20 protein-coding genes and 1 pseudogene are annotated in these 24454 nt (G+C 59.3%); 17 read left to right on the top strand and 4 right to left on the bottom strand.

The window, feature by feature from the left end; translation table 11 throughout:
* The first annotated feature begins 2 nt into the window (after positions 1–2).
* Genes kdpB through ACA052_RS11060 form a run of 4 tightly spaced genes read left to right on the top strand, consistent with a single transcriptional unit; the run spans position 3 to position 6078 of the window.
* Positions 3–2081 (top strand): potassium-transporting ATPase subunit KdpB, encoded by a 2079-nt coding sequence (gene kdpB, locus ACA052_RS11075; RefSeq protein ID WP_497649693.1) that lies wholly within the window; start codon positions 3–5, stop codon positions 2079–2081.
* Between the two features lie 12 nt (positions 2082–2093).
* A complete protein-coding gene (gene kdpC, locus ACA052_RS11070; protein ID WP_497649692.1) occupies positions 2094–2666 on the top strand; it encodes a potassium-transporting ATPase subunit KdpC in 573 nt (190 codons plus the stop codon).
* A 26-nt stretch (positions 2667–2692) separates the two neighbouring features.
* Positions 2693–5392: a two-component system sensor histidine kinase KdpD gene (gene kdpD, locus ACA052_RS11065; protein ID WP_497649691.1), complete on the top strand. Its 2700-nt coding sequence runs from the start codon at positions 2693–2695 to the stop codon at positions 5390–5392.
* Entirely contained in the window at positions 5389–6078 is a 690-nt protein-coding gene (locus tag ACA052_RS11060) for a response regulator (RefSeq protein ID WP_497649690.1), read from the top strand. Before kdpD ends, ACA052_RS11060 begins: the two co-directional genes overlap by 4 nt.
* Positions 6079–6158: 80 nt before the next feature.
* Here the strand turns inward: ACA052_RS11060 and ACA052_RS11055 are convergent, their stop codons facing one another.
* Together ACA052_RS11055 and ACA052_RS11050 are read right to left on the bottom strand one after the other, a co-directional pair.
* A complete protein-coding gene (locus ACA052_RS11055; protein WP_497649689.1) occupies positions 6159–7295 on the bottom strand; it encodes a nickel/cobalt efflux protein RcnA in 1137 nt (378 codons plus the stop codon).
* 7 nt (positions 7296–7302) lie between these two features.
* On the bottom strand, positions 7303–7608 hold the full coding sequence (locus ACA052_RS11050) for a metal-sensing transcriptional repressor (protein WP_497649688.1): 306 nt from the start codon (positions 7606–7608) through the stop codon (positions 7303–7305).
* 20 nt (positions 7609–7628) lie between these two features.
* Here ACA052_RS11050 and ACA052_RS11045 point away from each other — a divergent pair, with 20 nt between their 5' ends.
* Together ACA052_RS11045 and ACA052_RS11040 are read left to right on the top strand one after the other, a co-directional pair.
* A complete protein-coding gene (locus tag ACA052_RS11045) occupies positions 7629–9875 on the top strand; it encodes an acyltransferase family protein (RefSeq protein ID WP_497649687.1) in 2247 nt (748 codons plus the stop codon).
* A gap of 95 nt (positions 9876–9970) precedes the next feature.
* Positions 9971–11308: an MFS transporter gene (locus ACA052_RS11040; RefSeq protein WP_497649686.1), complete on the top strand. Its 1338-nt coding sequence runs from the start codon at positions 9971–9973 to the stop codon at positions 11306–11308.
* Between the two features lie 76 nt (positions 11309–11384).
* Here the strand turns inward: ACA052_RS11040 and ACA052_RS11035 are convergent, their stop codons facing one another.
* Positions 11385–11975, bottom strand: a complete 591-nt coding sequence (locus ACA052_RS11035) for a TetR/AcrR family transcriptional regulator (RefSeq protein ID WP_497649685.1) — start codon at positions 11973–11975, stop codon at positions 11385–11387.
* A gap of 193 nt (positions 11976–12168) precedes the next feature.
* Here ACA052_RS11035 and ACA052_RS11030 point away from each other — a divergent pair, with 193 nt between their 5' ends.
* The 3 genes and pseudogenes from ACA052_RS11030 to ACA052_RS11020 form a co-directional block, all read left to right on the top strand.
* Positions 12169–12882 carry an SDR family oxidoreductase gene (locus ACA052_RS11030; RefSeq protein WP_497649684.1) on the top strand — a complete coding sequence of 238 codons (714 nt, stop codon included), beginning with the start codon at positions 12169–12171 and terminating at the stop codon, positions 12880–12882.
* 10 nt (positions 12883–12892) lie between these two features.
* On the top strand, positions 12893–13801 hold the full coding sequence (locus ACA052_RS11025; RefSeq protein ID WP_497649683.1) for an alpha/beta fold hydrolase: 909 nt from the start codon (positions 12893–12895) through the stop codon (positions 13799–13801).
* Positions 13802–13828: 27 nt separating this feature from the next.
* Positions 13829–14113 (top strand): annotated as a pseudogene (locus ACA052_RS11020) (alpha/beta fold hydrolase); the annotation flags it as partial.
* A gap of 131 nt (positions 14114–14244) precedes the next feature.
* Here ACA052_RS11020 and ACA052_RS11015 read toward each other — a convergent pair.
* Positions 14245–17142 carry a sensor domain-containing phosphodiesterase gene (locus tag ACA052_RS11015; protein WP_497649682.1) on the bottom strand — a complete coding sequence of 966 codons (2898 nt, stop codon included), beginning with the start codon at positions 17140–17142 and terminating at the stop codon, positions 14245–14247.
* A gap of 233 nt (positions 17143–17375) precedes the next feature.
* Between ACA052_RS11015 and ACA052_RS11010 the strand changes: the two genes are divergently transcribed.
* The 8 genes from ACA052_RS11010 (at position 17376) to ACA052_RS10975 (ending at position 24316) form a co-directional block, all read left to right on the top strand.
* Complete coding sequence (locus ACA052_RS11010; protein WP_497649681.1) at positions 17376–17966, top strand: amino acid synthesis family protein; 591 nt, start codon at positions 17376–17378, stop codon at positions 17964–17966.
* Positions 17967–18011: 45 nt separating this feature from the next.
* On the top strand, positions 18012–18845 hold the full coding sequence (locus tag ACA052_RS11005; RefSeq protein WP_497649680.1) for an alpha/beta fold hydrolase: 834 nt from the start codon (positions 18012–18014) through the stop codon (positions 18843–18845).
* Positions 18842–20323 carry an aldehyde dehydrogenase gene (locus tag ACA052_RS11000; RefSeq protein WP_497649679.1) on the top strand — a complete coding sequence of 494 codons (1482 nt, stop codon included), beginning with the start codon at positions 18842–18844 and terminating at the stop codon, positions 20321–20323. The genes ACA052_RS11005 and ACA052_RS11000 overlap by 4 nt, the downstream gene beginning before the upstream one ends.
* 12 nt (positions 20324–20335) lie before the next feature.
* Positions 20336–20821, top strand: coding sequence for a flavin reductase family protein (locus tag ACA052_RS10995; protein ID WP_497649678.1), 486 nt, complete (start codon positions 20336–20338; stop codon positions 20819–20821).
* A 135-nt stretch (positions 20822–20956) separates the two neighbouring features.
* On the top strand, positions 20957–22408 hold the full coding sequence (locus ACA052_RS10990) for an NAD-dependent succinate-semialdehyde dehydrogenase (RefSeq protein WP_497649677.1): 1452 nt from the start codon (positions 20957–20959) through the stop codon (positions 22406–22408).
* A gap of 109 nt (positions 22409–22517) precedes the next feature.
* Positions 22518–22907, top strand: a complete 390-nt coding sequence (locus tag ACA052_RS10985; protein ID WP_139645298.1) for a carboxymuconolactone decarboxylase family protein — start codon at positions 22518–22520, stop codon at positions 22905–22907.
* A gap of 90 nt (positions 22908–22997) precedes the next feature.
* Positions 22998–23750 (top strand): GntR family transcriptional regulator, encoded by a 753-nt coding sequence (locus tag ACA052_RS10980; protein ID WP_497649676.1) that lies wholly within the window; start codon positions 22998–23000, stop codon positions 23748–23750.
* Positions 23751–23752: 2 nt separating this feature from the next.
* On the top strand, positions 23753–24316 hold the full coding sequence (locus ACA052_RS10975; protein ID WP_497649675.1) for an NUDIX hydrolase: 564 nt from the start codon (positions 23753–23755) through the stop codon (positions 24314–24316).
* Positions 24317–24454 lie beyond the last annotated feature (138 nt).

The raw sequence follows: 24454 nt of genomic DNA, 5'->3' as shown, positions 1-24454 counted from the left end.
ACATGACACGCAAAGCGTTCTCCTTGTTCGACCCCAAGCTCATACGACCTGCCATCGTTGACTCCATGCGCAAACTCAGTCCCAGGACCCAGTGGCGTAACCCGGTGATGTTCGTCGTCTATATCGGCGCAATCATTACCACCGCCCTGTGGGCACAAGCCCTTGGCGGCAAGGGTGAGGCCAGCACCGGGTTCATTCTTGCGATTGCCCTGTGGCTCTGGTTCACCGTGTTGTTCGCCAACTTCGCCGAGGCCCTGGCCGAAGGCCGCAGCAAGGCTCAGGCCGCGTCTTTGCGCGACCTGAAAAAGGAAACCTGGGCCAAGAAACTGCGCGAGCCGCATTACGGCGCCGAGTGGCAATTGGCTCAGTCGAGCGACCTGTGCAAGGGTGACATCGTGGTGGTTGAAGCCGGCGACCTGGCGGACTCGGTGATCCCCGCCGACGGAGAAGTGATTGAGGGTGCCGCCTCGGTGGATGAGTCAGCCATCACCGGTGAGTCTGCCCCGGTCATACGAGAAAGTGGCGGCGATTTCTCGGCGGTCACGGGCGGGACTCGGGTCCTGTCGGACTGGATCGTCATCCGCGTAACCACCAATCCCGGCGAGACCTTCGTCGACCGCATGATCGCCATGGTCGAAAACGCCAAGCGGCAAAAGACCCCGAATGAAATCGCCCTGTCGATTTTATTGGTCGCACTGACGATCGTGTTCCTCGGCGTGACAGTGACCCTGCTGCCCTTCTCGTTGTTTGGTGTGGCCGTGACGAAGGCTGGCATGCCGGTGTCGATCACCGTCCTGATTTCACTGCTGGTGTGCCTGATTCCCACTACCATCGCCGGATTGTTGTCGGCAGTCGGTGTGGCGGGCATGAGTCGCATGATGGAGGCCAACGTCATCGCCACGTCCGGCCGAGCCGTGGAAGCTGCCGGCGATGTCGATGTTCTATTGCTCGACAAAACCGGGACGATCACGCTGGGCAACCGTCACGCCTCGGCATTTATACCGGCGCCGGGGCACAAAGAGGCTGAACTGGCGGATGTGGCGCAACTGGCCTCCCTGGCCGACGAAACCCCCGAGGGACGCAGTATCGTCGTATTGGCCAAGCAGCGATTCAATCTGCGGGAACGCGACATTGGCGCACTCGACGCCCACTTCGTGCACTTTTCGGCGCAAACGCGCATGAGCGGTGTCAACCTCGGTGACCGGCAAATACGCAAGGGTGCTGGCGAAGCGATCCTCAAGCATGTCCAGGGTCTGGGCGGCAGTTTTCCCGAGGCCGTGCAAACCAGCATTGAAGAGGTAGCGCGCCGGGGCAGCACCCCACTGGTGGTTGCCGACGGGGCCAATGTACTGGGCGTCATCGAACTCAAGGACATCGTCAAGGGTGGGATCAAGGAGCGTTTCGTCGAATTGCGTCGTATGGGAATCAAGACCGTGATGGTGACGGGTGACAACCGGGTCACCGCTGCTGCCATCGCCGCCGAAGCGGGTGTCGATGACTTTCTGGCCGAGGCGACTCCCGAACAAAAGCTCGAACTGATCCGCAGCTATCAGGCCGAAGGTCGGCTGGTGGCCATGACGGGCGACGGCACCAACGATGCCCCGGCACTGGCCCAGGCGGATGTCGCCGTGGCCATGAACTCGGGGACTCAGGCCGCCAAGGAAGCCGGCAACATGGTGGACCTGGACAGCAACCCGACGAAGTTGATCGAGGTAGTGGAAACCGGCAAACAGATGCTGATGACCCGTGGTTCGCTGACCACCTTCTCGATTGCCAACGACATCGCCAAATACTTCGCCATCGTGCCGGCGGCCTTCGTCACCACGTACCCGCAGCTCGCGGCACTCAACATCATGGGCCTTACCAGCCCAAATTCGGCGGTGTTGTCAGCGGTCATCTTCAACGCGTTGATCATCATCTTCCTGATCCCCTTGGCGCTCAAAGGCGTCAAGTATCGGCCGGTCGGTGCCGCCCTGCTCTTGCGCCGCAACTTGCTGATCTATGGGCTGGGCGGCGTGATCGTTCCATTCATTGGCATCAAAGTGATCGACATGGCGCTGTTTGCCGTCGGTCTGACTTGAAGGAGCACTGTCATGGCTTCTCTACTGCGTCCGGCGTTGACCCTGCTGATTGCACTTTCCTTGATCACGGGCCTGGCCTATCCACTGGTCACAACCGGGATAGCCCGCCTGGTGTTCCCCTCTCAGGCGGCTGGCAGTCTGATCGAACGGGATGGCAAAACCGTGGGTTCGTCGTTGATCGGCCAGGGCTTCAGCGATCCCAGGCACTTCTGGAGTCGCCCGTCTGCAACCAGCCCCATGCCCTACAACGCGGCAGCATCATCGGGGTCGAACCTGGGGCCTCTGAACCCGGCACTGGCGGACGCGATCAAGGGCCGCATCGAGGCCTTGCATGCAACCGATCCCGGGAACACCGCCACGGTGCCCGCCGACCTGGTCTACAGTTCGGCTAGCGGTCTTGATCCGCATATCAGCATCGCAGCAGCCCTGTATCAAGCGGGTCGAATTTCGCGGGTGCGCAACCTGCCCATCGAACGCGTTCATCAACTGATCGCCGAACACTCTGAAGGCATGCTGCTTGGGTTCCTTGGCGAACCTCGGGTCAACGTCCTAGAACTGAACCTGGCACTCGACGCCACGCATTGAGCGCCAACTCACACACGGTGGGCTTGATGGCCGAACAACGTCCTGACCCCGATCAGCTACTGGCACAGATTCGCGAAGCAGAAGCGCAAGCCACGCGCGGTCGGTTAAAGATTTTTTTCGGAGCCAGTGCCGGTGTCGGCAAGACTTACGCGATGTTGGTCGCCGCGCAAACGGCGCAACAACAGCACACCCCTGTACTGATCGGCGTGATCGAAACCCATGGTCGCGCCGAGACCCAGGCGCTCACCTCGGGGCTCGAACAATTGCCGCTCAAACAGGTCATCGACAAGAACCGTACGCTGACCGAGTTCGATCTGGACGCCGCACTGTTGTGCAAACCCGAGCTGATCCTGATCGACGAACTGGCCCACTCCAACATCAGCGGTTCCCGCCATCCAAAACGCTGGCAGGACGTAGAAGAGCTGCTCGGCGCCGGTATCGACGTCTGGTCCACCATGAACGTTCAGCATCTCGAGAGCCTGAATGACATCGTCGGCGGGATTACCGGCATCCGGGTCTGGGAGACCGTACCCGATCATGTGTTCGACACGGCCGATGAAGTGGTGATTGTCGACCTGCCACCTGACGATCTGCTGCAACGCCTCAAGGAAGGCAAAGTCTATCTGACCCATCAGGCCGAACGCGCGGTGCAGAACTTCTTCCGCAAAGGCAACCTGATCGCCTTGCGCGAACTGGCACTGCGTCGTACCGCCGACCGTGTCGACAGCGAAATGCTGCAATACCGGATCAGCAGTGCAGTCAAACCCGTCTGGGGCACCCGCGACTCGCTGCTCGCCTGCATCGGTCCGCATGAAAAAGGCGAAAAAACCGTACGCTCGACAGCTCGCCTGGCTGCTCAGCTCAATGTGCCCTGGCATGCCGTGTATGTCGAAACCCCCGCCCTGCAGCGTCTGCCGGAGACGAAGCGCCGTCGCGTTCTGGCGACCCTGAAGCTGGCCCAGGACATGGGGGCGCAGATCTCGACCCTGGCCGGTCAGGACATCGCCGAAACGCTGGTCAAGTACGCACGCCAGCACAATCTCTCCAAAATCGTACTGGGGCGCGACGAACACCCTCGTCGTCGTTTCTGGCGGCGGGTAATCGCGGATCGAATAGGTGCTCAGGGCGCTGACCTGGACATCATTCAAGTCTCTCTTCCAACCGACCAGCGTACACAAACCGGCCCCAGCACCACGAAGACCGAGACGCCGGTGATGTGGCGGTCCTATGTCTGGAGCGTAGCCCTCTGTACGGTGACGACCTTGCTGGTCATGCCCCTGGCTCACGTGCTGGAACAGGCCAATATCGTCATGATATTCCTGCTGGCCGTCGTCGCCGTCGCCGTTCGCTTTGGACGCGGCCCGGCGATTCTGGCGGCCTTTTTGGCAGTGGGTGCGTTCGACTTCTTTTTTGTGTCGCCGCGTTTTTCGTTTGCCTTCACCGATGCCCAGTACCTCGTGACTTTCAGCGTCATGCTCGTGGTCGCACTGGTGATCGGACAAATGACCGCCGGCCTGACCTACCAGGCGCGTGTGGCGCAACGGCGTGAAGACCGCATGCGGGCGCTGTACGACATGTCGCGCCTGTTGTCGGCCGCACTGATGACCGAGCAAGTCGCCGACATCAGTGCTCACTTTCTCTCCGCCGAGTTCGGTGCAAGATCAGCGCTGCTGGTCGCTGATGACAACAATAAACTGCAGGCTCCACTGATCACTGGGGATGCACCGCAAGTGGATGTTGCGATTGCCCAGTGGTCCTTCGATAAAACCGAGCCGGCCGGCTATGGCACCGATACCCTGCCCTCAAGCTCAACGCTTTATCTGCCGTTGTCAGCCCCCATGCGGGTGCGCGGTGTACTGGCCGTGCAACCGCGAGACACGAGCCGGCTGGTAGTGCCGGAACAGCGACGCCTGCTCGACACGTGTGCGTCATTGCTGGCCATCTCGCTCGAACGGATTCACTACATCCACATTGCCCAGGACACGACCGTGCAGATGGAGTCCGAGCGCTTGCGTAACTCGCTACTCTCGGCCATTTCCCACGACTTGCGAACGCCATTGTCCGTTCTGGTAGGGCTTGCCGAAGCGCTTAAACTGACCAAACCACCCCTGACCGGCGAAGCCGCCGAGATCGCCACGGCGGTGGGTGAGTCCGCGCTGCGCATGAATACGCTGGTCAACAACCTGCTGGACATGGCGCGCCTCGAGTCCGGCAAAGTGGTGTTGAATCGGCAGTGGCAACCCATCGAAGACGTGGTGGGCAGTGCCCTGCGAGCCATTCAACCGATTCTGGGTGGGCGTTCGGTGCAGGTCGCTCTGGACGATGATTTACCTCCCGTGAAAATCGACGCGGTGCTGATCGAACGCGTGCTCATCAACCTGCTCGAGAACGCCGTCAAGTACACGCCGCCAGGCACCACCATCGGCCTGGGCGCCAGGGCCACGCCTGACAACTTCGAATTGTGGGTCGCCGACCAAGGGCCCGGGTTACCGCACGGTCACGAAGAGGCAATCTTCAGCAAATTCATGCGCGGCAAAAAGGAAAGCTCGATACCCGGCGTCGGGCTGGGTTTGGCCATCTGTAGAGCCATTGCCCAAGCTCACGGTGGCACCATTTTCGGTGTCACACGCCCAGAGGGCGGTGCGCGCTTCACCTTGCGCCTACCCCGTGAGGAGCCGCCCGTCATTGAACCCTTTGCTGAGCAAACCGGCGAGGAGCAACCATGACCGAATCGGTGCTGCACGTCCTGATCATTGAAGACGAAAAGGAAATACGACGTTTCGTGCGAATGGCCCTGCAAGCTGAAGGCTTGGAAGTTCACGAAGCCGATACCTTTCACCGAGGCCTTATCGATGCAGGGACTCGCCATCCGGACCTGATCGTGCTCGACCTCGGACTGCCCGACGGCGACGGGGTTGACCTTATCCGGGACGTACGGAGCTGGTCAGAGGTGCCGATCATTGTGTTGTCTGCCCGTGGCGCGGAGTCGGACAAGATCCTGGCCCTGGACACGGGCGCCGATGACTATCTGGTCAAGCCGTTTGGCACCGGTGAACTGCTGGCTCGCGTTCGCGCACTCCTGCGCAGACATGTGAAGGATACCGAGAACCATGCGGTCCTGGCCTTTGGCGAGGTGCGGATTGATATGGAACGGCGTGTCGTGGAACGCTCCGGCGCCCCTCTGCATTTGACACCGCTGGAGTACCGCCTGCTGGTCCATCTTTGCTCACACCCGAATCGCGTCCTGACACATCAGCAACTGCTCAAGGCTGTGTGGGGCCCATCGCACACCACCGATACGCCTTACCTTCGAGTATTCATGGGCGGCCTGCGTAAAAAAGTCGAAGCAGACCCTTCGCAGCCGCGACACCTCATCACCGAAACGGGGGTTGGATATCGTTTTATTCCTTGAGCGTGGTGCCACTTCTCACCGGCATAAAATTGAAAGGTCTGTCGAGTTGATTTCAGACCTGCCAGTGATTCCAAACCGGGCTATGCAGCACTCAAGCCAATCCAGCCGTGAACCCCCACATAGAGTCCGACACCGATAATCAGCACGCTGGACAGATAAGGTGCGCGACGCGCAATTGCGCCAAGCCAAGGCCAGCGATTGGAAGCTTGTTTGGCGCCAATGGCCGCCGCCACACCCACAGATACCAATGTAAGCGCCAAACCAAGGCTGAAACACAGTACCAGCATGCCGCCCAAGGCGATTTCTTTAACCTGAAGGCAGAGCAGCAGAACGGTGATAGCCGCAGGGCAAGGAATCAGCCCTCCGGTCAAACCGAACATGATGATCTGGCCAGTGGTGACCTCACGGTGGGTGAAGCGCTTACGGATATCGTTGGCATGGGCACGTTCGTGTGCATCCTGATACCCCTCTATCGACAGTTCCAAGCCTTCCAACTCGGAGTGCTCGTGACTGTGTCCATGCTCCTGGTAATCCAAATCGTAATCATGGGAATGACCTGCATGCCCGAGACTCAAACGAGCACTAAATTCATGAGGCTCGGGAATGTCAGCTGTCGACACCAGGTATCCCCCGCGCTCAACAAATGAGAACGATTGAAGGCTGCCGTCTGGACGGGTAGTCATCAAGCGAACGTCTGAGGCTGGCCAGACGTGCCCGCTCAACGCTTTCAATCGCCAGTGGGGTGGCATGCCTTCTTCGAAAATCGACAGTTCAATGCGGCCATGGCCGGTATCGATACGATGGGTTTCATCAGGGTGACCGTGGCCATGCTCGCCGTGATGGTGATCTCCCTGCTCAAACTTGAACATTTGTTCGCCACGCCATGTACGCCACAGCATCCACAGCGCAATCAGAATGATCAGTGCAGATGATGCGAGCTGGAAGTAGGGTTCGGTCGTTTGAGCGTCCAGACCTTTGCCCAAGTACATGCCGCCGATAGCGACCAACCACACCACTGCGGTGTGCGACAGCGTCGCGGCCAAGCCCAGCAAAACGGCCTGTTTGACCGAGCCCCGGATGGCCACGATGAACGCCGCCATCATGGTTTTGGAGTGGCCCGGCTCCAGGCCATGCAGGGCGCCGAGCAAAATAGCACTCGGGAAATATAACCAGGCGTGCGAGCCGCCCTGTTGCAAAAGTTCAGCGAAGTTGGGCATGACCGACCTAGAGGTATTTGGTTATTTGCTTGAACGCTTCCAGGGGTGCGCGCTCGCCATTGTTCAATGCCGAGACGGTGTCCTCCAGGCAATGATCGATGTGATCCTGGATGAGCGTTCGCTTGGCTTGGCACACCGCTTTTTCAACAGCATGGAGCTGCTGCGCGATGTCCACGCATGCCCGCCCCTCTTCGATCATGGTGATGATGCCGCGCAAGTGACCATCCGCACGTTTAAGGCGCTTGATGATCGCTTCGTGGCTTTGGTGGGTATGGGGAGGGTGGTGATCGTGATCGTGTTCGTGCGCACTCATGACTTGAGCCTCAGGCCTCAATGAACGACGCCACATCATATCCCCCCCTGGGGGATATGAGCAAACGTGTCGCGGCCGCACCAAATGACTCAACACAAACACTTTGCTCAACTTTGTCGTACACTCGCGCCCAAAAATTAAGCGGTTCAGGACAGTTTCCAGTGCTAGAGAATACGGAAGTTTCAGCGGTTGCTGGCCGAGTCAAATTCAAAAATGACTCGCGGATGAAGTTCAGAAGTGAGCAAGCTGTTCAGATTATCGCTGGAGGAAATCCCTCCATTGCGTACCGAGCCGACATAGATGGCTTGAGAGCGATTGCCGTCCTGTTGGTATTGATATTCCATGGCGGGCTGTCACTGTTCCCGTCCGGATTCATTGGTGTCGACATCTTTTTCGTGATCTCCGGGTACCTGACCACCTCGATCATTCTGAAATCACTCCAGAACGATTCATTCAGCTTTGCCGGTTTTTACTCTCGCCGCATCTGGCGCCTGCAGCCCGCGATGATTGCCTTGATGTTGGCGACATTCGCGCTGGCGGCATTCTTTTACCTGCCGGAAGACTTCACTCAATTCTTGAAAAGCGAGCGATACACCTCGCTGTTTATCTCAAACCAGTATTTTGAGCGCTCCACTACCGCCTATGCCGCTGACGACACGTCGAGTCTCCTGTTGCTGCACACTTGGTCGTTGGCCATTGAATGGCAGTGGTACCTGGTGCTGCCGCTAGGCGTGTGGCTGCTGCATCGTTACTGCACGCAAACTGGATTCAAAGCCGCCGTGCTGTGCCTGACAATTGGGGCGACTGCATTGTCGCTGTGCCTGTCGAGCAAGTTCCCGGACAAAAGCTACTACTTCTTCACGGCGAGGATTTTCGAACTGTTAATCGGGTCGTGCGCGGTGATTTTCAGCGCTGACAAGGTCAAGCTGAATTCAATCTGGACGAACATCCTTGGCGGTGTCTCTGTAGTTGCCCTGTTTTACTGCGCCACCCGTGAAAGTATTCTTCCGGGCTTTCCGGATTACCACGCCGTTATCGTATGCCTGGCAACAGCACTGTTGCTCTGGCGCAGTGGTTCTGAAGGCAGCATAACCACCAAGGTGCTTTCTTTTCGACCACTGGTATACATCGGCACTGTCTCGTATTCGCTCTACATCTGGCACTGGCCTGTCCTTGCAACCACCAGCTATCTGGGCTTTAAACACAGCATCGAGCTGACCGTTTTATATTTCGTTTTGACCTTTGCGTTGGCGGCTCTTTCTTACGTCACGATCGAGCGGAAATTCCGTAAGCCGAAGCTTGGATTGAAGATGACCCTTGGTGTGCTGATAGTGCTACCAGCGATTGCACTGTCCGCTCTTTATTCATTGAGTGTTTCCAAGGGTGGATGGCCACAGCGTTTTGGATCAGATATGTCGGACGTGTTCCACACACTTCAGGCAATGACACCTCCAGCGCGCTCAGAATGTCTGGGCGGAGCCAGTGATGATTCCGATACACGTTGTGTTATCGGGGCGCCTCATGCAGAAGTTCAAGCCATCCTCATGGGTGATTCGTTCTCCAATCAATACTGGGGCTTTGTCGACACCTTGGCGAAGGATGCGAACATTTCGATTCTTGCACGAAGTTATTCGGCGTGCCTGGCACTGCCAGGCATTTACTTGTACGACTGGAGTAAAACCAAAGGCACTATTTATAAGAAATGTCATGACAATGTGGCGAACTACTATGACCTGATCAAAAAGAATCACTACAAATATGTGCTCATTGGTCAAATTTGGGACAGTTACGCTGATGCTGCCATTGTGACGAAGCTGGAAGATCCGCGCAGCCTGGAATTGTCTCATCAACGTTTTGAATTCGCGATTCGCCACGCATTGAACATCATCAAAGAGTCAGGTGCAGTACCGATATTCCTGAAAGCAATGTATCCAATGCCTCCGGGGGTCAACGAGTGTTTGTTGCAGCGCTATGTGTTGCGAGGAAAGCTGGGCAGCATCGAGAGGAGTGAATCCTGCAAGAGTGTGGCCCGAGATGATGTAGAGAATCCATGGCTTAGTTCGGTGTTTACTCAGCTTACAGTTGAATACCCAGATCTCATTCTGATTGACCCGAAGGATATTCAGTGCGACAGCAACGCTTGCGAGACCACGGTGAATGGAATTCCTCTCTATCGTGACATAGGACACATGACCGATTATGCGTCGTTCAAATTCGGCGAGTCCTATCTGAACAGGTTCGGTAACCCGCTGAGAGTGTCTCAATAGTCGGTCCTGACTACGCGGACGACACTTTTGAACTGAGACGCTTCAGCCGCTGCCGTGATAATCGAACGCTAACGGATGAAACGTCGAGGTTCAGCATGACAAGCACCGCTACAGAGCAGGTCAGCCCGAAAACCCTGAGAAAAGTGATCGTCGCCGCTGCCATCGGCAATTTCGTCGAGTGGTTTGATTTTGCCGTCTACGGCTTCCTGGCGACGACCATCGCCCAGCAATTTTTCCCCAGCGGCGATGCCAGCGTTGCACTGCTAAAAACCTTCGCGGTGTTTGCCGTAGCCTTTGCCTTTCGGCCTCTGGGCGGAATTTTCTTCGGCATGCTGGGGGACAGGATTGGTCGCAAGCGCACCTTGGCGATGACCATTTTGTTGATGGCGGGCGCGACGACCTTGATCGGATTGTTGCCGACTTATGCGGCAATCGGCGTCATGGCGCCAGTGCTTCTGAGCCTCATCCGATGCGCCCAGGGCTTTTCCGCCGGGGGCGAATATGCGGGTGCGTGCGCCTATCTGATGGAGCATGCGCCCAGTGATAAAAGGGCCTGGTATGGCAGCTTTATTCCAGTGTCGACCTTTGCTGCCTTCGCAGCGGCAGCGGTGGTGGCTTATGTACTTGAAGCGTCATTGTCGGCAGAAGCCATGGGCAGTTGGGGCTGGCGCCTGCCGTTCCTGATTGCCGCGCCACTGGGCCTGGTGGGTCTCTACCTGCGCTGGAAGCTGGATGAAACCCCGGCTTTCCAGGCCGTGACGCAGCAACATGCAGTCGCTCACTCCCCGCTCAAGGACACCTTGCGTAACCATGGCGCGGCGATCTGCTTCCTGGGTGCATTCATATCGTTGACGGCCCTGTCGTTCTATATGTTCACCACCTACTTCGCGACCTACCTGCAAGTCGCGGGCGGACTGAGTCGCGCAATGGCGCTGCTGGTGTCGCTGATTGCACTGATCTTCGCCGCGCTGATGTGCCCGCTGGCCGGGTTGTATTCGGATCGGGTCGGACGCCGAATGACGGTGATGACGGCCTGCGCACTGTTGATTGTCGCGGTGTATCCGTCGTTCATGATGGCCAGTTCCGGATCGTTCGCAGCGTCCATCGTTGGCGTCATGCTCCTGGCGATTGGCGCAGTGCTGTGTAATGTGGTGACCGCGGCGCTGCTCTCGGAAACCTTCCCCACTCGCACTCGTTACACCGCGTCGGCGATCACCTACAACGTGGCCTACACCCTGTTCGGTGGCACCGCACCGCTGATGGCGACCTGGCTGATCAGTACGACCGGCAGCAATCTCTCGCCGGCGTTCTATTTGATTGTCATTGCCATACTCGCGTTGGCCGGCGGTTTGGCGCTGCCGGAGACTTCAAGGATTTCGCTGCATGAAGTTCCGACGGGTGAGGACAAGGCCGACGTGACTGCGGTCGCCTGAGGGTTGCAACGCCGAAGAACGCTATATCTTCGGCGTCATGTGCAGTCCGGCGCGTTTTTATCGCATGACTTTCCAATTAGATCGGTTTGCCGAGCGCGGCGTCGATCATGTGACGCACGCCCCGCAGTGCCTGGGCCGACACCTCCGGTCTGGCCTTCGCCATGGCACGCGCAACCGAGAGGCCGCCAACCATTGCGGCAACGATGCCCATGGCGGTTGCAAACGCGTCGACGCTTGGGTTGTTGGCCGCAACTCTGCGCTCGAACGCCCTAACCAGCACCAGATAGCCCTCGGCAAACGTTGAGCTGGTCGCCACATCCTGGCGGCCAATTTCGCTGGCTGACGCAGCCATTGCACAGTTGTCGGCGTAGTTGTCGCGGTTATCGACTGCCAGATACTCGGACAGGAAGCGATCGAGGTCCGGCTCGCCATCGATCGTGCCCGTATAGAGTTTGGCATTGCCCTGCTCCAGGCTCCACGCCAGCGCCTCGGCGGCCAAGGCTTCCTTGGATGGGAAGTGCGCGTATAGCGCGCCGTGGGTCAAGCCGGCTGACTTACTGATTTCGGCCACGCCTACCCCATCGATCCCTTTCTCACGAAACAGGCGGCTGGCGGTCTCCACCAGTGCGGCGCGGTTGGCTTCTGATTTTTCTTTCGAGATTTTCATAATGAGGCTCCTCTGCGCACATTCTTGCACATTATGATTGCACTCACAATGATCGATAACACAGCGCCAACGGGCTTTATTACGCGAATAATATTTATCTTGACTTTAATAAATGCGATCACCATTATTAATTCAATGATTGCGAGCGCAATCTTACAGGGCGAAAGCCTCATCCAACCTAGAGCACACCCTCATGAAAATAAAAAATTCTGTTGCCTTCGTTACCGGCGCCAACCGTGGTCTCGGCCTTGCGTTTGCAAAAGAACTCGTGGCCCGCGGCGCGAGCAAGGTCTACGCCGGGGTGCGCAACCCCGAAGGCGTCAACATTCCGGGCGTGATCGCGATTCGTCTAGACGTCAGCGACCCGGCATCGGTGGCTGCGGCGGTGGCTCAGGCAGGTGACGTGACGCTGCTGGTCAACAATGCAGGCATCGCCCGCCTGCTGCCCTCCATGCTTGAACCTGGCCTGGTGGAGGCCGCTCGCGAAATCTTCGAAACCAATTACTACGGCGTCATGCACGTCAGCCTGGCCTTCGCCCCTGTGCTTAAGGCCAACGGCGGTGGCGCGATCGTTAACGTACTGTCGGATGCGACCTGGGTTGCCGCACCTTTCCTGTCCGCTTACGCGGCATCGAAAGCGGCAGCGTGGAGTTTTACCAACTCGCTGCGGATCGAACTCCACGGCCAGGGCACCAGCGTGCAAGGCCTGCACGTGGGCTTCATCGACACCGACCTGACCCATGGTTTTGACGTGCCAAAAGTCCAGCCATCCGACGTCGTGATCCAGTCGCTGGACGGTGTGGAAGCAGGCCTGAAAGAAGTGCTCGCAGACGAAGGGACACGCGCCATAAAGGCCAGCCTGTCGACTGAGCAAGCGGCTTACCTGAATCCCGAAACCGTCGCATAAGGAGCACAACATGCATCTCTTCCAGCGGCTGGCCCTCGGGGCTACCTTCTTTGCCATCGCAGTCAGCGGCGCCGTCGCGGCGCCGGCTGCCACGCACAACAGCGCACCCAATCAATTCGTCGAAGCTGACGGCGTGCGTTATGCCTATCGCCAGTTCGGGGCGCAGACTGGCGTTCCGGTCATCTTGCTCCAGCACTTTCGCGGCAACATGGATTATTGGGACCCGGCACTGACCGACGGCTTGGCAAAGCAGCGGCCGGTCTACCTGTTCGACAATGCCGGCGTGGGTCTTAGTAGCGGCGAAACACCCGATTCATTCGAAGCCATGGCCGACCACGTTGCCGCGTTTGCCCGCGCCCGCGGGCTGACACAGGTAGACGTGCTGGGCTTTTCAATCGGCGGCATGGTCGCGCAAGAAGTTGCGTTGCGCCATCCGCAACTGGTGCGTCGGCTGATCCTGGCGGGAACGTCGCCGCGTGGCGGCGTCGCTGGACATGATCCACGGGTTCCGGAGATCGCGCTGCGCGAATCGATCGCCACGCAGGAAGAGACCGCTTACCTGTTCTTCGATCCCGCGCCAGCAAGCCAGCAGGCGGCCCGGGAATTCTGGGAAAGACGCCACCAACGCACGGAAGGCCTCGACAAGCTCAGTTCGATGAAGGTCATCGCGGCTCAAGGGGCGGCGCTGGGCAAGTGGAGCGTTCCCGGTGACGGCACTTTTTCGCAATTGAGCAAAATTACCCAGCCGACCCTGGTGGTCAACGGCAGCAAGGACGTGATGGTGCCCACCGAGAACTCGTTCACGCTGCAACAGCACATTCCGAACGCCAAGTTGCTGATCTATCCAAGTTCGGGACACGGCTCACTGTTCCAATATGCCAACGATTTCGTGCAGCAAGCCAACACCTTCCTGAACTAGGTCGGGTCCCATCGCTTTCGAAAACCCTTGTATTGGCTGACCAACAGCGCAATCTCGTCCGCTCGTCTGTATTGGGAAAACAACACCAACAACTTCAATGCCGTGGAACAGAAGACGCGGGATATCAAGATTCCTGTCGCGGTGACCGTGTTCCCTGGCGAAATCTACCAGGCGCCGAAAACCTGGACTGAGCGCGCCTACCCCAACCTGATTTATTTCAACGAAGTAGATAAGGGCGGGCATTTCGCTGCCTGGGAACAGCCTGAATTGTTCGCCAAGGAACTGCGCGCAGCCTTTCGCACCTTGCGCTAAGTATTGCGGTGTCCCGACATACGCCAAGATCGCAGCCTGCGGCAGCTCCTACAGGAATCGCAGTTGTACCTGTACATGTAGGAGCTGCCGCAGGCTGCGATCTTTTGATCCTGAATACACTTCAACAAACCCTAGCGACCGAGCAGCGCACTCGCCAACAACGCCTCCAACCCCATCGGCTTGGCAAAATAATAACCCTGGGCCTGTCCTGCGCCCATTTCGCGCAGCAAGTCCAGGGTCGCTTCATCCTCGACACCTTCGGCCACCACACTCAGGTCCAGCGATTCGGCCATCCGCACAATTGCCCGGACAATCGCGCGACTGCGCGGGCTGGTGGTCAGTTCGAGGATGAACGACTTGTCGATCTTCAAGCCGCTGAAACGGTATTGATGCACATAGCTCAGGGATGAAAACCCTGCACCGAAGTCATCGAGCACCACCGTCATGCCGTTGTCGGCCAGTTGCTGCATGGTCAGTCGGGCAATGGCGGGCTCAGCCACCAGCGCACCTTCGGTCAACTCCAGGCAGATCCGCGACGGCGCGACGCGGTGCCGCGCCAACAGTGCAAGTACCTCACTGGCGAAGTCCGGGCGCGTCATGCTGTAGCTGGAGCAATTGACGTGCACCGGTGGCCAATTGCCGTGCTCGGGCTGTGCGAGGATCACGGCAATGCTGTTGAGCATGTACAGGTCCAGTCGGCCGATCAGGCGCAAGCCCTCGACATCCGGCAAAAATTCGCCCGGGGCGATCACCCGGCCGCCCGGCTGATGCCAGCGGATCAGCGCTTCAAGGGCCAACAGTTCGCCGCTCTCGACGCTGACAATCGGCTGGAAATACGGCAGCAGTTCGTCAGTACGCTTGAGCGCATTGCGCAAGGCCCCTTCGCGCTCGACCTGGTCCGAGACTTCACGGCGCACTTCCTGGTTGAACACCGCGTAGCTGTCGCGCCCGGCACTCTTGACCCGGTACATCGCCGCATCGGCATCGCGCAGCAAATCGGCAGGCTCGTGATGGAACTGACTGTCGGCGCTGACGATACCAATACTGCAGGACGAAAACACTTCATGGCCGTTGATCAAAAACGGCAGGTCAAACGCCACCAGGATTCGCTCGGCGATTTCGATCACCACGTCCAGCGGTGCCTCGGGAGCGAGCACCGAAAACTCATCGCCGCCCAGGCGCGCCAGCATGTCGGTTTCGCGCAGGCAAGCGCGCAAACGGTGGGCGGCCTGCATCAACAGCAGGTCGCCAAAATGGTGGCCAAGGCTGTCGTTGACCATCTTGAAACGGTCGAGATCGATGAACATCACCGCCAGGTGCCCGCCTTCGCTGCCGAACTGCGACCAGGCCTGATTGAGGCGCTGTTGCAGGTAGGTACGATTGGGTAGCCCGGTCAGCGCATCGTGGGAGTTTTCGTGTTGCAACTTGGCATTGGCGTGATCGAGTTCGCGGGTGCGGTTCTGCACCCGGGCTTCCAGCTTGAGGTTGGCGGCATGGATCGCCTCGGCAGCGGTGCGTCGCGACAACGCGGTGTCAATGTGCCGCGACACGAACGTCAGCAGTTCCTGGTCACGCAAGGTATAGCGCACCTTCGAGGTATAGGTTTGCACCGCAAGCACGCCACGCACCACATCGCCATCGAACAATGGAATGCCCAGCCAGGAGTAGGATCGGACAGACTCATGGCCCAATTCGATTTCACCTTGCGCAGACAATCGCTCAGCCTCGTCTGCGTCGATCAGGCACGGTCGACGCTGACGGATAACGTACTCGGTCAAGCCCCGACGCCCACGCCGTGCCGACGGACAAGTCGTCTGCCGCTCATCGACATAATAGGGAAAGGTCACTTCACTGGTCGCATCGTCGAACAGCGCGATGTAGAAGTTCTGCGCGAACAGCAGATCGCCGACGATCCCATGCAAGGTTTGAAACAACTCAGCCATGTCGCCAGGCTGGCTCGACAGTTCAGCAATCTGGAACAGCGCGCTCTGCAGATGCTCGGCGCGCTGCCGGTCTGCCACTTCTTGCCTCAATGCGTCGTTGACGGCCGAAAGCTCCAGGGTGCGACGCATGACCGTCCCTTCCAGGTCCTCGCGGTGCAGAATTCGGTCCAGCGCCATCGCCACGTGACGGGCCACGACCAGAAACAGCGCGCGGTCTTCAGCGCTGTAGGTACGAGAAACGTCGTAGACCTGCATGGCAAGCATGCCAAACACCTCGTCCGAGGCATTTTTCAACGGTGCGCCCATCCAGAACTCGGGGCGATCACCGATGCAGTAGAAACGGCCCTCGGCCTGAGCCGCGAGGATGCCGGCGGTGTCGATCAGCAACGGCTGGCCAGAGGTCAACACCTGACCGGTCAACGACAGGTGCGACGGATCAAGGTATTCGTAGTGCTGGGACTCCACGGCATCCACGTCGATGATGTCGACATAATACGGGTAGTCGATCTTGCCGCTGTGCGGGTCATACAGCGCGAGATAGAAATTCTCGGCGTCGATCAGGCTGGCCAGCAGCTGGTGAACTCCCACCAGAAACACTGACCGATCGCGGGTCGAACTGGCCAGGTAGGTAATTTCATACAGAACACGCTGGGTAATCTGCGCACGGGCCAGGGTATTGGTCTGTAACTGAATGCCCAGGCGCTGGGCAAATTCGGCGAGCGCCGGTTCCGCGGCATCGTTGATGGGCGCGAGTAGCCAACCCAGCTCACTTTCGCCTCTGCCCGTCGGCCAGCGGTGCAATTGCCAGGTCTGGCAAAAGGCTTCGAACGCTTCATTCGCAACACTCGACGGCCACTGCACCCGTGGATCGCCCTGACCGACCAAGTGCATTTGTTCACCGGCGCGGTAAACCACCCACGACGTGGTATGGGCCCAGTTGCGCGCTGAGTCCAGCAATTGCTCGATTGTGTCCCCGTTGCCAGTGTAGGCCATGCCGCCAGTTTCCGAATTCCCTATTGATTGAGATGCGACAACGCCGCACTCGTTCGATTGCCGCGAGGAATCGGTCAATGGACGAAAACTCATCAGCGCTCCCTGTGCCAAATACTGGCGATGCTCACTCAGTGATTGCTAGCAATATGCCAGCGTGCTTCCCGTTTAAAGCTTATGGAAGTTTTTTTCAACAGTTTTATTCGGTTTAGTGCCTTTGCTGCGTTTTGTCGCCTTCCCGCCAGAAATTCATTTCGGGCACTTGCGCTGCCGGTATTATGGTATACCATCAGACGCACAGACACTCAAAACCTCATACGGAGCAGCTCATGAGTTTCGAAATCCGCAAGATCGTCAGCTACGTCGAAGAAACCTTCATTGAAGGCGGCAAGGCTTCTGATACGCCTGTCACCATGGTCGGCCTGGCGGTCGTGATGAAAAATCCCTGGGTGGGCAACGGCTTTGTCGAAGACCTGAAGCCGCAAATTCGCGCCAACTGCTCCGACCTCGGCGCGCTGATGGTTGAACGCCTGGTGGGCATCATCGGCGGTGCCGAGAAGATCGAGGCCTACGGTAAAGCCGCAGTCGTCGGTGCCGACGGTGAGATCGAGCACGCTTCCGCCGTGATCCACACCCTGCGTTTTGGCAATCATTACCGCGAAGCGGTTAAAGCCAAGAGCTACCTGAGCTTTACCAACAAGCGCGGCGGCCCCGGCACCTCGATCCAGATTCCGATGATGCACAAGGACGACGAAGGCCTGCGTTCGCACTACATCACCCTGGAAATGCAGATCGAAGACGCACCGCGTGCCGACGAAATCGTGGTGGTCCTGGGTTGCGCCGATGGCGGCCGCCTGCACCCGCGCATCGGCAATCGCTACATCGACCTGGAAGAACTGGCCGCCGAAAAAGCCCAGTAATTCCGGTGCGAGCCACTACCACAAAAAGGCATGCAGGAGCGCTCCATGATTCGGCTCACCGCTGAACGCACCCCGGCTGGCACCAGTTACCTGGCGACCGGCCAAGGCCAGCCCGTGGTCTTGATCCACGGCGTGGGCCTGAATAAAGAAATGTGGGGCGGCCAGGTCGTAGGCCTCGCCACGAAGTACCGCGTGATTGCCTACGACATGCTCGGCCATGGCGCCAGCCCGCGCCCGGAAAGCGGCACGCCCCTGCTCGGGTATGCCGATCAGTTGCTGGAGCTGCTCGACCACCTGCAGTTGCCGCAGGCGACGGTGATCGGTTTCTCCATGGGCGGGCTGGTCGCGCGGGCGTTTGCACTGCATTACCCGCAACGCCTGCAAGGCCTGGTGGTGCTCAACAGCGTGTTCAATCGCAGCCCCGAGCAACGTGCCGGCGTCATCGCCCGCACCGCACAGGCTGCCGAGCACGGGCCGGATGCCAATGCCGAGGCCGCGCTGTCGCGCTGGTTCAGCCGCGAATACCAGGCGGCCAACCCGGCGCAGATTGCCGCGCTGCGCCAGACCCTGGCGGACAATGATCCCCAGGGTTACCTGACCACCTATGAACTGTTCGCAACCCAGGACATGTACCGCGCCGATGATCTGGGCAGCATTCAGGTGCCGACACTGATCGCCACCGGGGAACTGGACCCGGGCTCGACACCGCAAATGGCCCGGCAACTGGCCGAGCGCATTCCCGGCGCGACCGTTGCCGTGCTCGCCGAGCAGCGGCATATGATGCCCGTAGAATCGCCGCGCCTGGTCAACCAGCTGTTGCTGGAATTCCTGGACACGGCAAACGCCCGACAAAACCAAATTAAGGGGATCGTTGCATGACACTCGCACGCTTCCAGATGTGCATCGGCGGTGAATGGGTCGATGCCCTCTCCGGCAAGACCTTTGAAAGCCTGAACCCGGCGCTGGCTGAAGCCTGGGCTCAATTGCCCGATGCCGACGAAGCCGATGTCGAGTGCGCCGTGCAGGCAGCGCAGACCGCCTTCGACAGCCCTGCCTGGCGCGGCCTGACGGCCACGGCGCGAGGCAAGTTGCTGCGACGCCTGGGCGACCTGATTGCCGAAAACAAGGAGCAACTGGCGCAGCTGGAAAGCCGCGACAACGGCAAGCTGATTCGCGAAACCCGCGGCCAGGTGGGCTATTTGCCGGAGTTTTTCCACTACACCGCGGGCCTGGCCGACAAACTCGAAGGAGGCACCCTGCCTCTCGACAAGCCCGACCTGTTTGCCTACACCGTGCACGAAGCAATGGGCGTGGTCGCCGCGATCATTCCCTGGAACAGCCCGCTGTACCTGACGGCGATCAAACTGGCCCCAGCCCTGGCCGCCGGCAACACCATCGTGATCAAGCCGTCCGAACATGCCTCCGCCACCATTCTCGAACTGGCGCGACTGGCGCTGCAAGCCGGTATTCCACCGGGTGTGGTCAATGTGGTCACCGGTTACGGACCCAGCACCGGCGCGGCCCTTACCTGTCATCCGCTGGTGCGCAAGATTGCCTTCACCGGCGGCGCCGCGACGGCACGGCACGTGGTGCGCAGCAGCGCCGAAAACTTCGCCAAGCTGTCGCTGGAACTGGGCGGCAAATCGCCGAATATCATCTTTGCCGACGCCGACCTCGACAGCGCAATCAACGGCGCCATCGCCGGGATCTACGCGGCCTCCGGTCAAAGCTGTGTGTCCGGCTCACGGCTGCTGGTCCAGGACGAAATCTACGACGAGTTCGTCGAACGCCTGGTGGAACGCGCCAAGCGCATTCGCATTGGTAATCCGCAGGAAGACAGCAGCGAAATGGGCCCGATGGCCACCGCACAACAACTGGCGGTAGTCGAAGGCCTGGTCGCCGATGCCATCGCCGAAGGTGCGCGCCTGCGCATGGGCGGCAAGCGTCCGCAGAATCTGGGTGAAGGCTGGTTCTACGAGCCGACCTTGTTCGAGTGCGACAGCAACTCGATGAAGATCATGCAGGAAGAAGTCTTTGGTCCGGTGGCCTCGGTCATTCGTTTCAAAGACGAGGCCGAAGCGCTGGCGATCGCCAACGACTCGCAGTTCGGCCTCGCCGCCGGGATCTGGACGCGCGACCTGGGCCGCGCCCACCGCCTGGCCCGGGATGTGCGCTCGGGGATCATCTGGGTCAACACCTACCGCGCCGTATCGGCCATGGCCCCTATCGGCGGCTTCAAGAACAGCGGCTATGGACGCGAGAGCGGCATCGATTCGGTGCTGGCCTACACCGAGCTCAAAACGGTGTGGATCAACCTCTCCCAGGCACCGATGCCTGACCCCTTCGTGATGCGCTAAGAGACTACCGACATGATCGAACCCGGCATTTACAAAGACGTCATGAGCTCGTTCCCCTCCGGGGTCACGGTGGTCACCACCCTGGACCCGGACGGTGGCATCGTCGGCATCACCGCCAGCGCTTTCAGTGCACTGTCGATTGATCCGGCACTGGTGCTGTTTTGCCCCAACTATGCTTCGGACACCTACCCGATCCTGCGCGACAGCAAGCAGTTTGCGATTCACCTGCTGTCCGCCGACCAGACCGCCGAAGCCTATGCGTTTGCCAGCAAAGGCAAGGACAAGGCCAACGGCATCGACTGGCACCTCAGTGCGCTGGGCAATCCGTTGCTGGGCAAGGCCACGGCAATCATCGAGTGCGAACTGTGGCGCGAATACGACGGCGGTGATCACGCGATCATTGTCGGCGCGGTGAAGAACCTGATCCTGCCCGAGCAACCGGTCACGCCGATGATCTACCACAAAGGCAAGCTGGGCCCCCTGCCCACCCTGGCCTGATGGGTTTACACAAAACCCTGTGGGAGCGGGCTTGCTCGCGAATGCGGTCTGATATTCAACATCAGTGTCGACTGACACACCGCATTCGCGAGCAAGCCCGCTCCCACAGGTACCACCTCATTTTCGGGAGTTCGCATGAGCCCAGCAGCCTCGCAACTGTTCCGCCAACAGGCCTACATCGACGGCCAATGGCTGGATGCGCCGGATGGCGCCTGTCAGGACATCTTCAACCCGGCCACCGGCGAACGGATCGGCCAGGTGCCGAACCTGGGGGCTGCCCAAGCGCGTCAGGCCATCGCTGCCGCCAACAACGCCTGGCCGGCCTGGCGTGCACTGACCGCCAAGGAGCGCAGCAATCTCCTCAAACGCTGGCACGGGTTGATGCTTGAACAGGCCGATGCACTGGCAGAAATCCTCACCCTCGAACAAGGCAAGCCACTGGCCGAAGCCAAGGGCGAAATCCTCTACGCCGCGAGCTTTATCGAGTGGTTCGCCGAAGAAGCCAAACGCATCTATGGCGACACCATTCCCAGCCATAAAGGCGATGCGCGGATCGTGGTCAGCAAAGAGCCGATCGGCGTGGTCGCGGCCATCACCCCGTGGAACTTCCCGGCGGCCATGATCACGCGCAAGGCCGGTCCGGCCCTGGCAGCCGGTTGCCCGTGCATCGTCAAACCGGCACCGGAAACCCCGTTCTCGGCGCTGGCCATGGCGGCACTGGCCGAACAGGCCGGTATCCCGCCGGGCATTTTCAACGTGATTACCGGTGACGCTGTGGCCATCGGCGCCGAGCTGACCGCCAGCCCGTTGGTACGCAAACTGTCCTTCACCGGCTCCACCGGCATCGGCAAGCTGTTGATGGCCCAGTGCGCGCCGACGCTGAAAAAGGTATCGCTGGAACTGGGCGGCAATGCGCCCTTTATCGTCTTCGACGACGCCAATCTGGAGCGTGCCGTGGAAGGCGCGCTGATTGCCAAATTTCGCAATGCCGGGCAGACCTGCGTCTGCGTCAATCGCTTCCTGGTCCAGGCTGGCATTCACGATGCGTTTGTGGCGCGACTGGCAGAGCGTGTGGCGCAATTGAACGTGGGCAGCGGCTTTGACAACGGCGTCACACAAGGTCCGCTGATCAACGAGCGCGCGGTGGCCAAGGTTGAAGACCATGTGCAAGACGCCCTCGCCCACGGTGCGCAATTGCTCTGCGGCGGTGAACGCCATGCCCTCGGCCACGGCTTTTTCCAGCCGACGGTACTGGCCGGCGTGACCGCCTCGATGAAAGTCGCCCAGGAAGAAACCTTCGGCCCACTGGCTGCGGTGTTTCGCTTCGACACCGAAGCCGAAGCGATCCACATGGCCAACGACACTGAATTCGGTCTCGCTGCCTATTGCTACACCCGCGATCTGGCCCGTGCATGGCGCATGAGTGAAGCGTTGGAGTACGGCATGGTCGGGATCAACGAAGGGTTGATTTCCACCGAAGTCGCCCCGTTCGGCGGCATCAAGTCCTCGGGCCTCGGCCGTGAAGGGTCGAAGTACGGCATTGAAGATTACCTCGAGCTCAAATACACCCTGATGGGCGGGCTCTGAATCAATACCTGTAGGAGCTGCCGCAGGCTGCGATCTTTTGATTTTAAAAATCAAGATCAAAAGATCGCAGCCTGCGGCAGCTCCTACAGGGAACGCGGGAGACAATCGAATGAGTAATGAGAAGTACGAAAAGGGCTTGCAGATCCGCACCCAGGTGCTGGGCGAAGCCTACGTCAAGCGCTCCATCGAGAACGCCGACGACTTCACCCGGCCGTTGCAGGAGATGGTCACCGAGTACTGCTGGGGCCACGTCTGGGGCCGTGAGGGCTTGTCGCTAAAAGAACGCAGCATGATAAACTTGGCCATGATTTCGGCCCTCAACCGGCCGCACGAACTCAAGCTGCATGTACGCGGCGCCTTGCGTAACGGGCTGAGTCGTGAACAAATACGCGAAATTCTGCTTCAGGTCGGTATTTATTGCGGTGTCCCCGCTGCCGTAGACAGTTTCCGGCTCGCCCGTGAAGCGTTCGCCGAAGCCGATGCCGAGGCCTCCAGTTAACCCTTGGCTGTTTGATCTGACCGGAGCACGGATGATCGTGAGGATCCAAGTGCTCTTTTTGCATGGACAGCCACATTCAGAGCGGACCCCATGAAACGCCTGCCACTCGACGACAGCTTCAAGGTCAATCGCAACCCCGTTACCCTGCGCGAAATCGTGCTGGATAAACTGCGAAGCGCCATCATGAACTTCCAGCTCATGCCGGGAGACCGTCTGGTCGAACGCGATCTGTGCGATCGCCTCGGGGTCAGCCGCACGTCCGTTCGCGAGGCCCTGCGCCACCTGGAGTCCGAAGGCCTGGTTGAGTTCGCTGACGCCAAAGGTCCAAGCGTCGCCATCATTACCCTCGCCGATGCCGTCGATATCTACGAACTGCGTTGCGTGCTCGAAGGCTTGATCGTCCAGCTGTTCACCCTGCGCGCCAAAGCCAAGGACATCAAGGCACTGGAAAAAGCCCTCGAGGAAAACCGCAAGGCCCTGAAGGAAGGCGAGCTGCAAACGGTGATCGACTCGGTCCAGGGTTTCTATGACGTCCTGCTCGAAGGCTCCGGCAACCACGTCGCGGCGACTCAGCTGCGTCAGTTGCAGGCTCGGATCAGCTACCTGCGTGCCACCTCGGTGTCCCAGGAAAACCGTCGCGGCGCCAGTAATCAGGAGATGGAACGCATGGTCGAGGCGATCAAGAGCGGCGATCCGCTGGTGGCCCATCAGGCGTGCGTCGACCACGTGCGCGCCGCCGCCGCGGTCGCCCTCGACTACCTCAAGCGCAAACAGGAAGAGACCGGGAAAATCCCCGAAATCACCCTGCCGATCGCGCTGAAAGAACCGCGCATAGGTCGCTGAAAATGTTCAGCCCGAGCTTTTGCCCAAAGTGCGGCGGCAGTGACCTCAGGTCTCAGCTGCCGCCGGGCGATACGCACGAGCGCCTGATGTGCCGCGGCTGCGGCTACATCCATTACGTCAATCCGAAAATCATCGCTGGCTGCATCATTGAGCAGGACGGCAAGTATTTGCTGTGTCAGCGCGCCATCCCGCCGCGCCCTGGCACCTGGACGCTGCCGGCAGGATTCATGGAAGGTGGCGAGACCACCGAACAAGCAGCGTTGCGCGAAGTCTGGGAAGAAAGCGGCGTGCGTGCGGAGATTCTTTCGCCGTACTCGATTTTCAGCGTGCCGAAGATCAGTGAGGTGTACATCATCTTCCGTGCCATCGCGCTGGAGATCACGGGCCAGTATGGGCCGGAAACGCTGGACTACAAATTCTTCGCGCCTGAGGACATTCCTTGGGAGAGCATCTATTACCCAGCGATTCGGCAGATCCTTGAGCGGTATATCGAGGAACGCCAGGCTGGGGTTTATGGCATCTATATCGGTAACGACGATACCGGCAAAATCCACTTCATCCGCTAACCGATCCCACGACGCAATCGGCTTCCTGTAGGAGCTGCCGAAGGCTGCGATCTTTTGATCTTTTGATTTTTGGCGTCTTGAAGATCGCTTGAAGATCAAGATCAAAAGATCGCAGCCTTCGGCAGCTCCTACAGGGTT

This window comes from Pseudomonas sp. LBUM1644, from assembly GCF_059716195.1.
The sequence above is the reverse complement of the archived record's forward strand: the minus strand, read 5'-3'. Positions and strand labels throughout refer to the sequence as shown.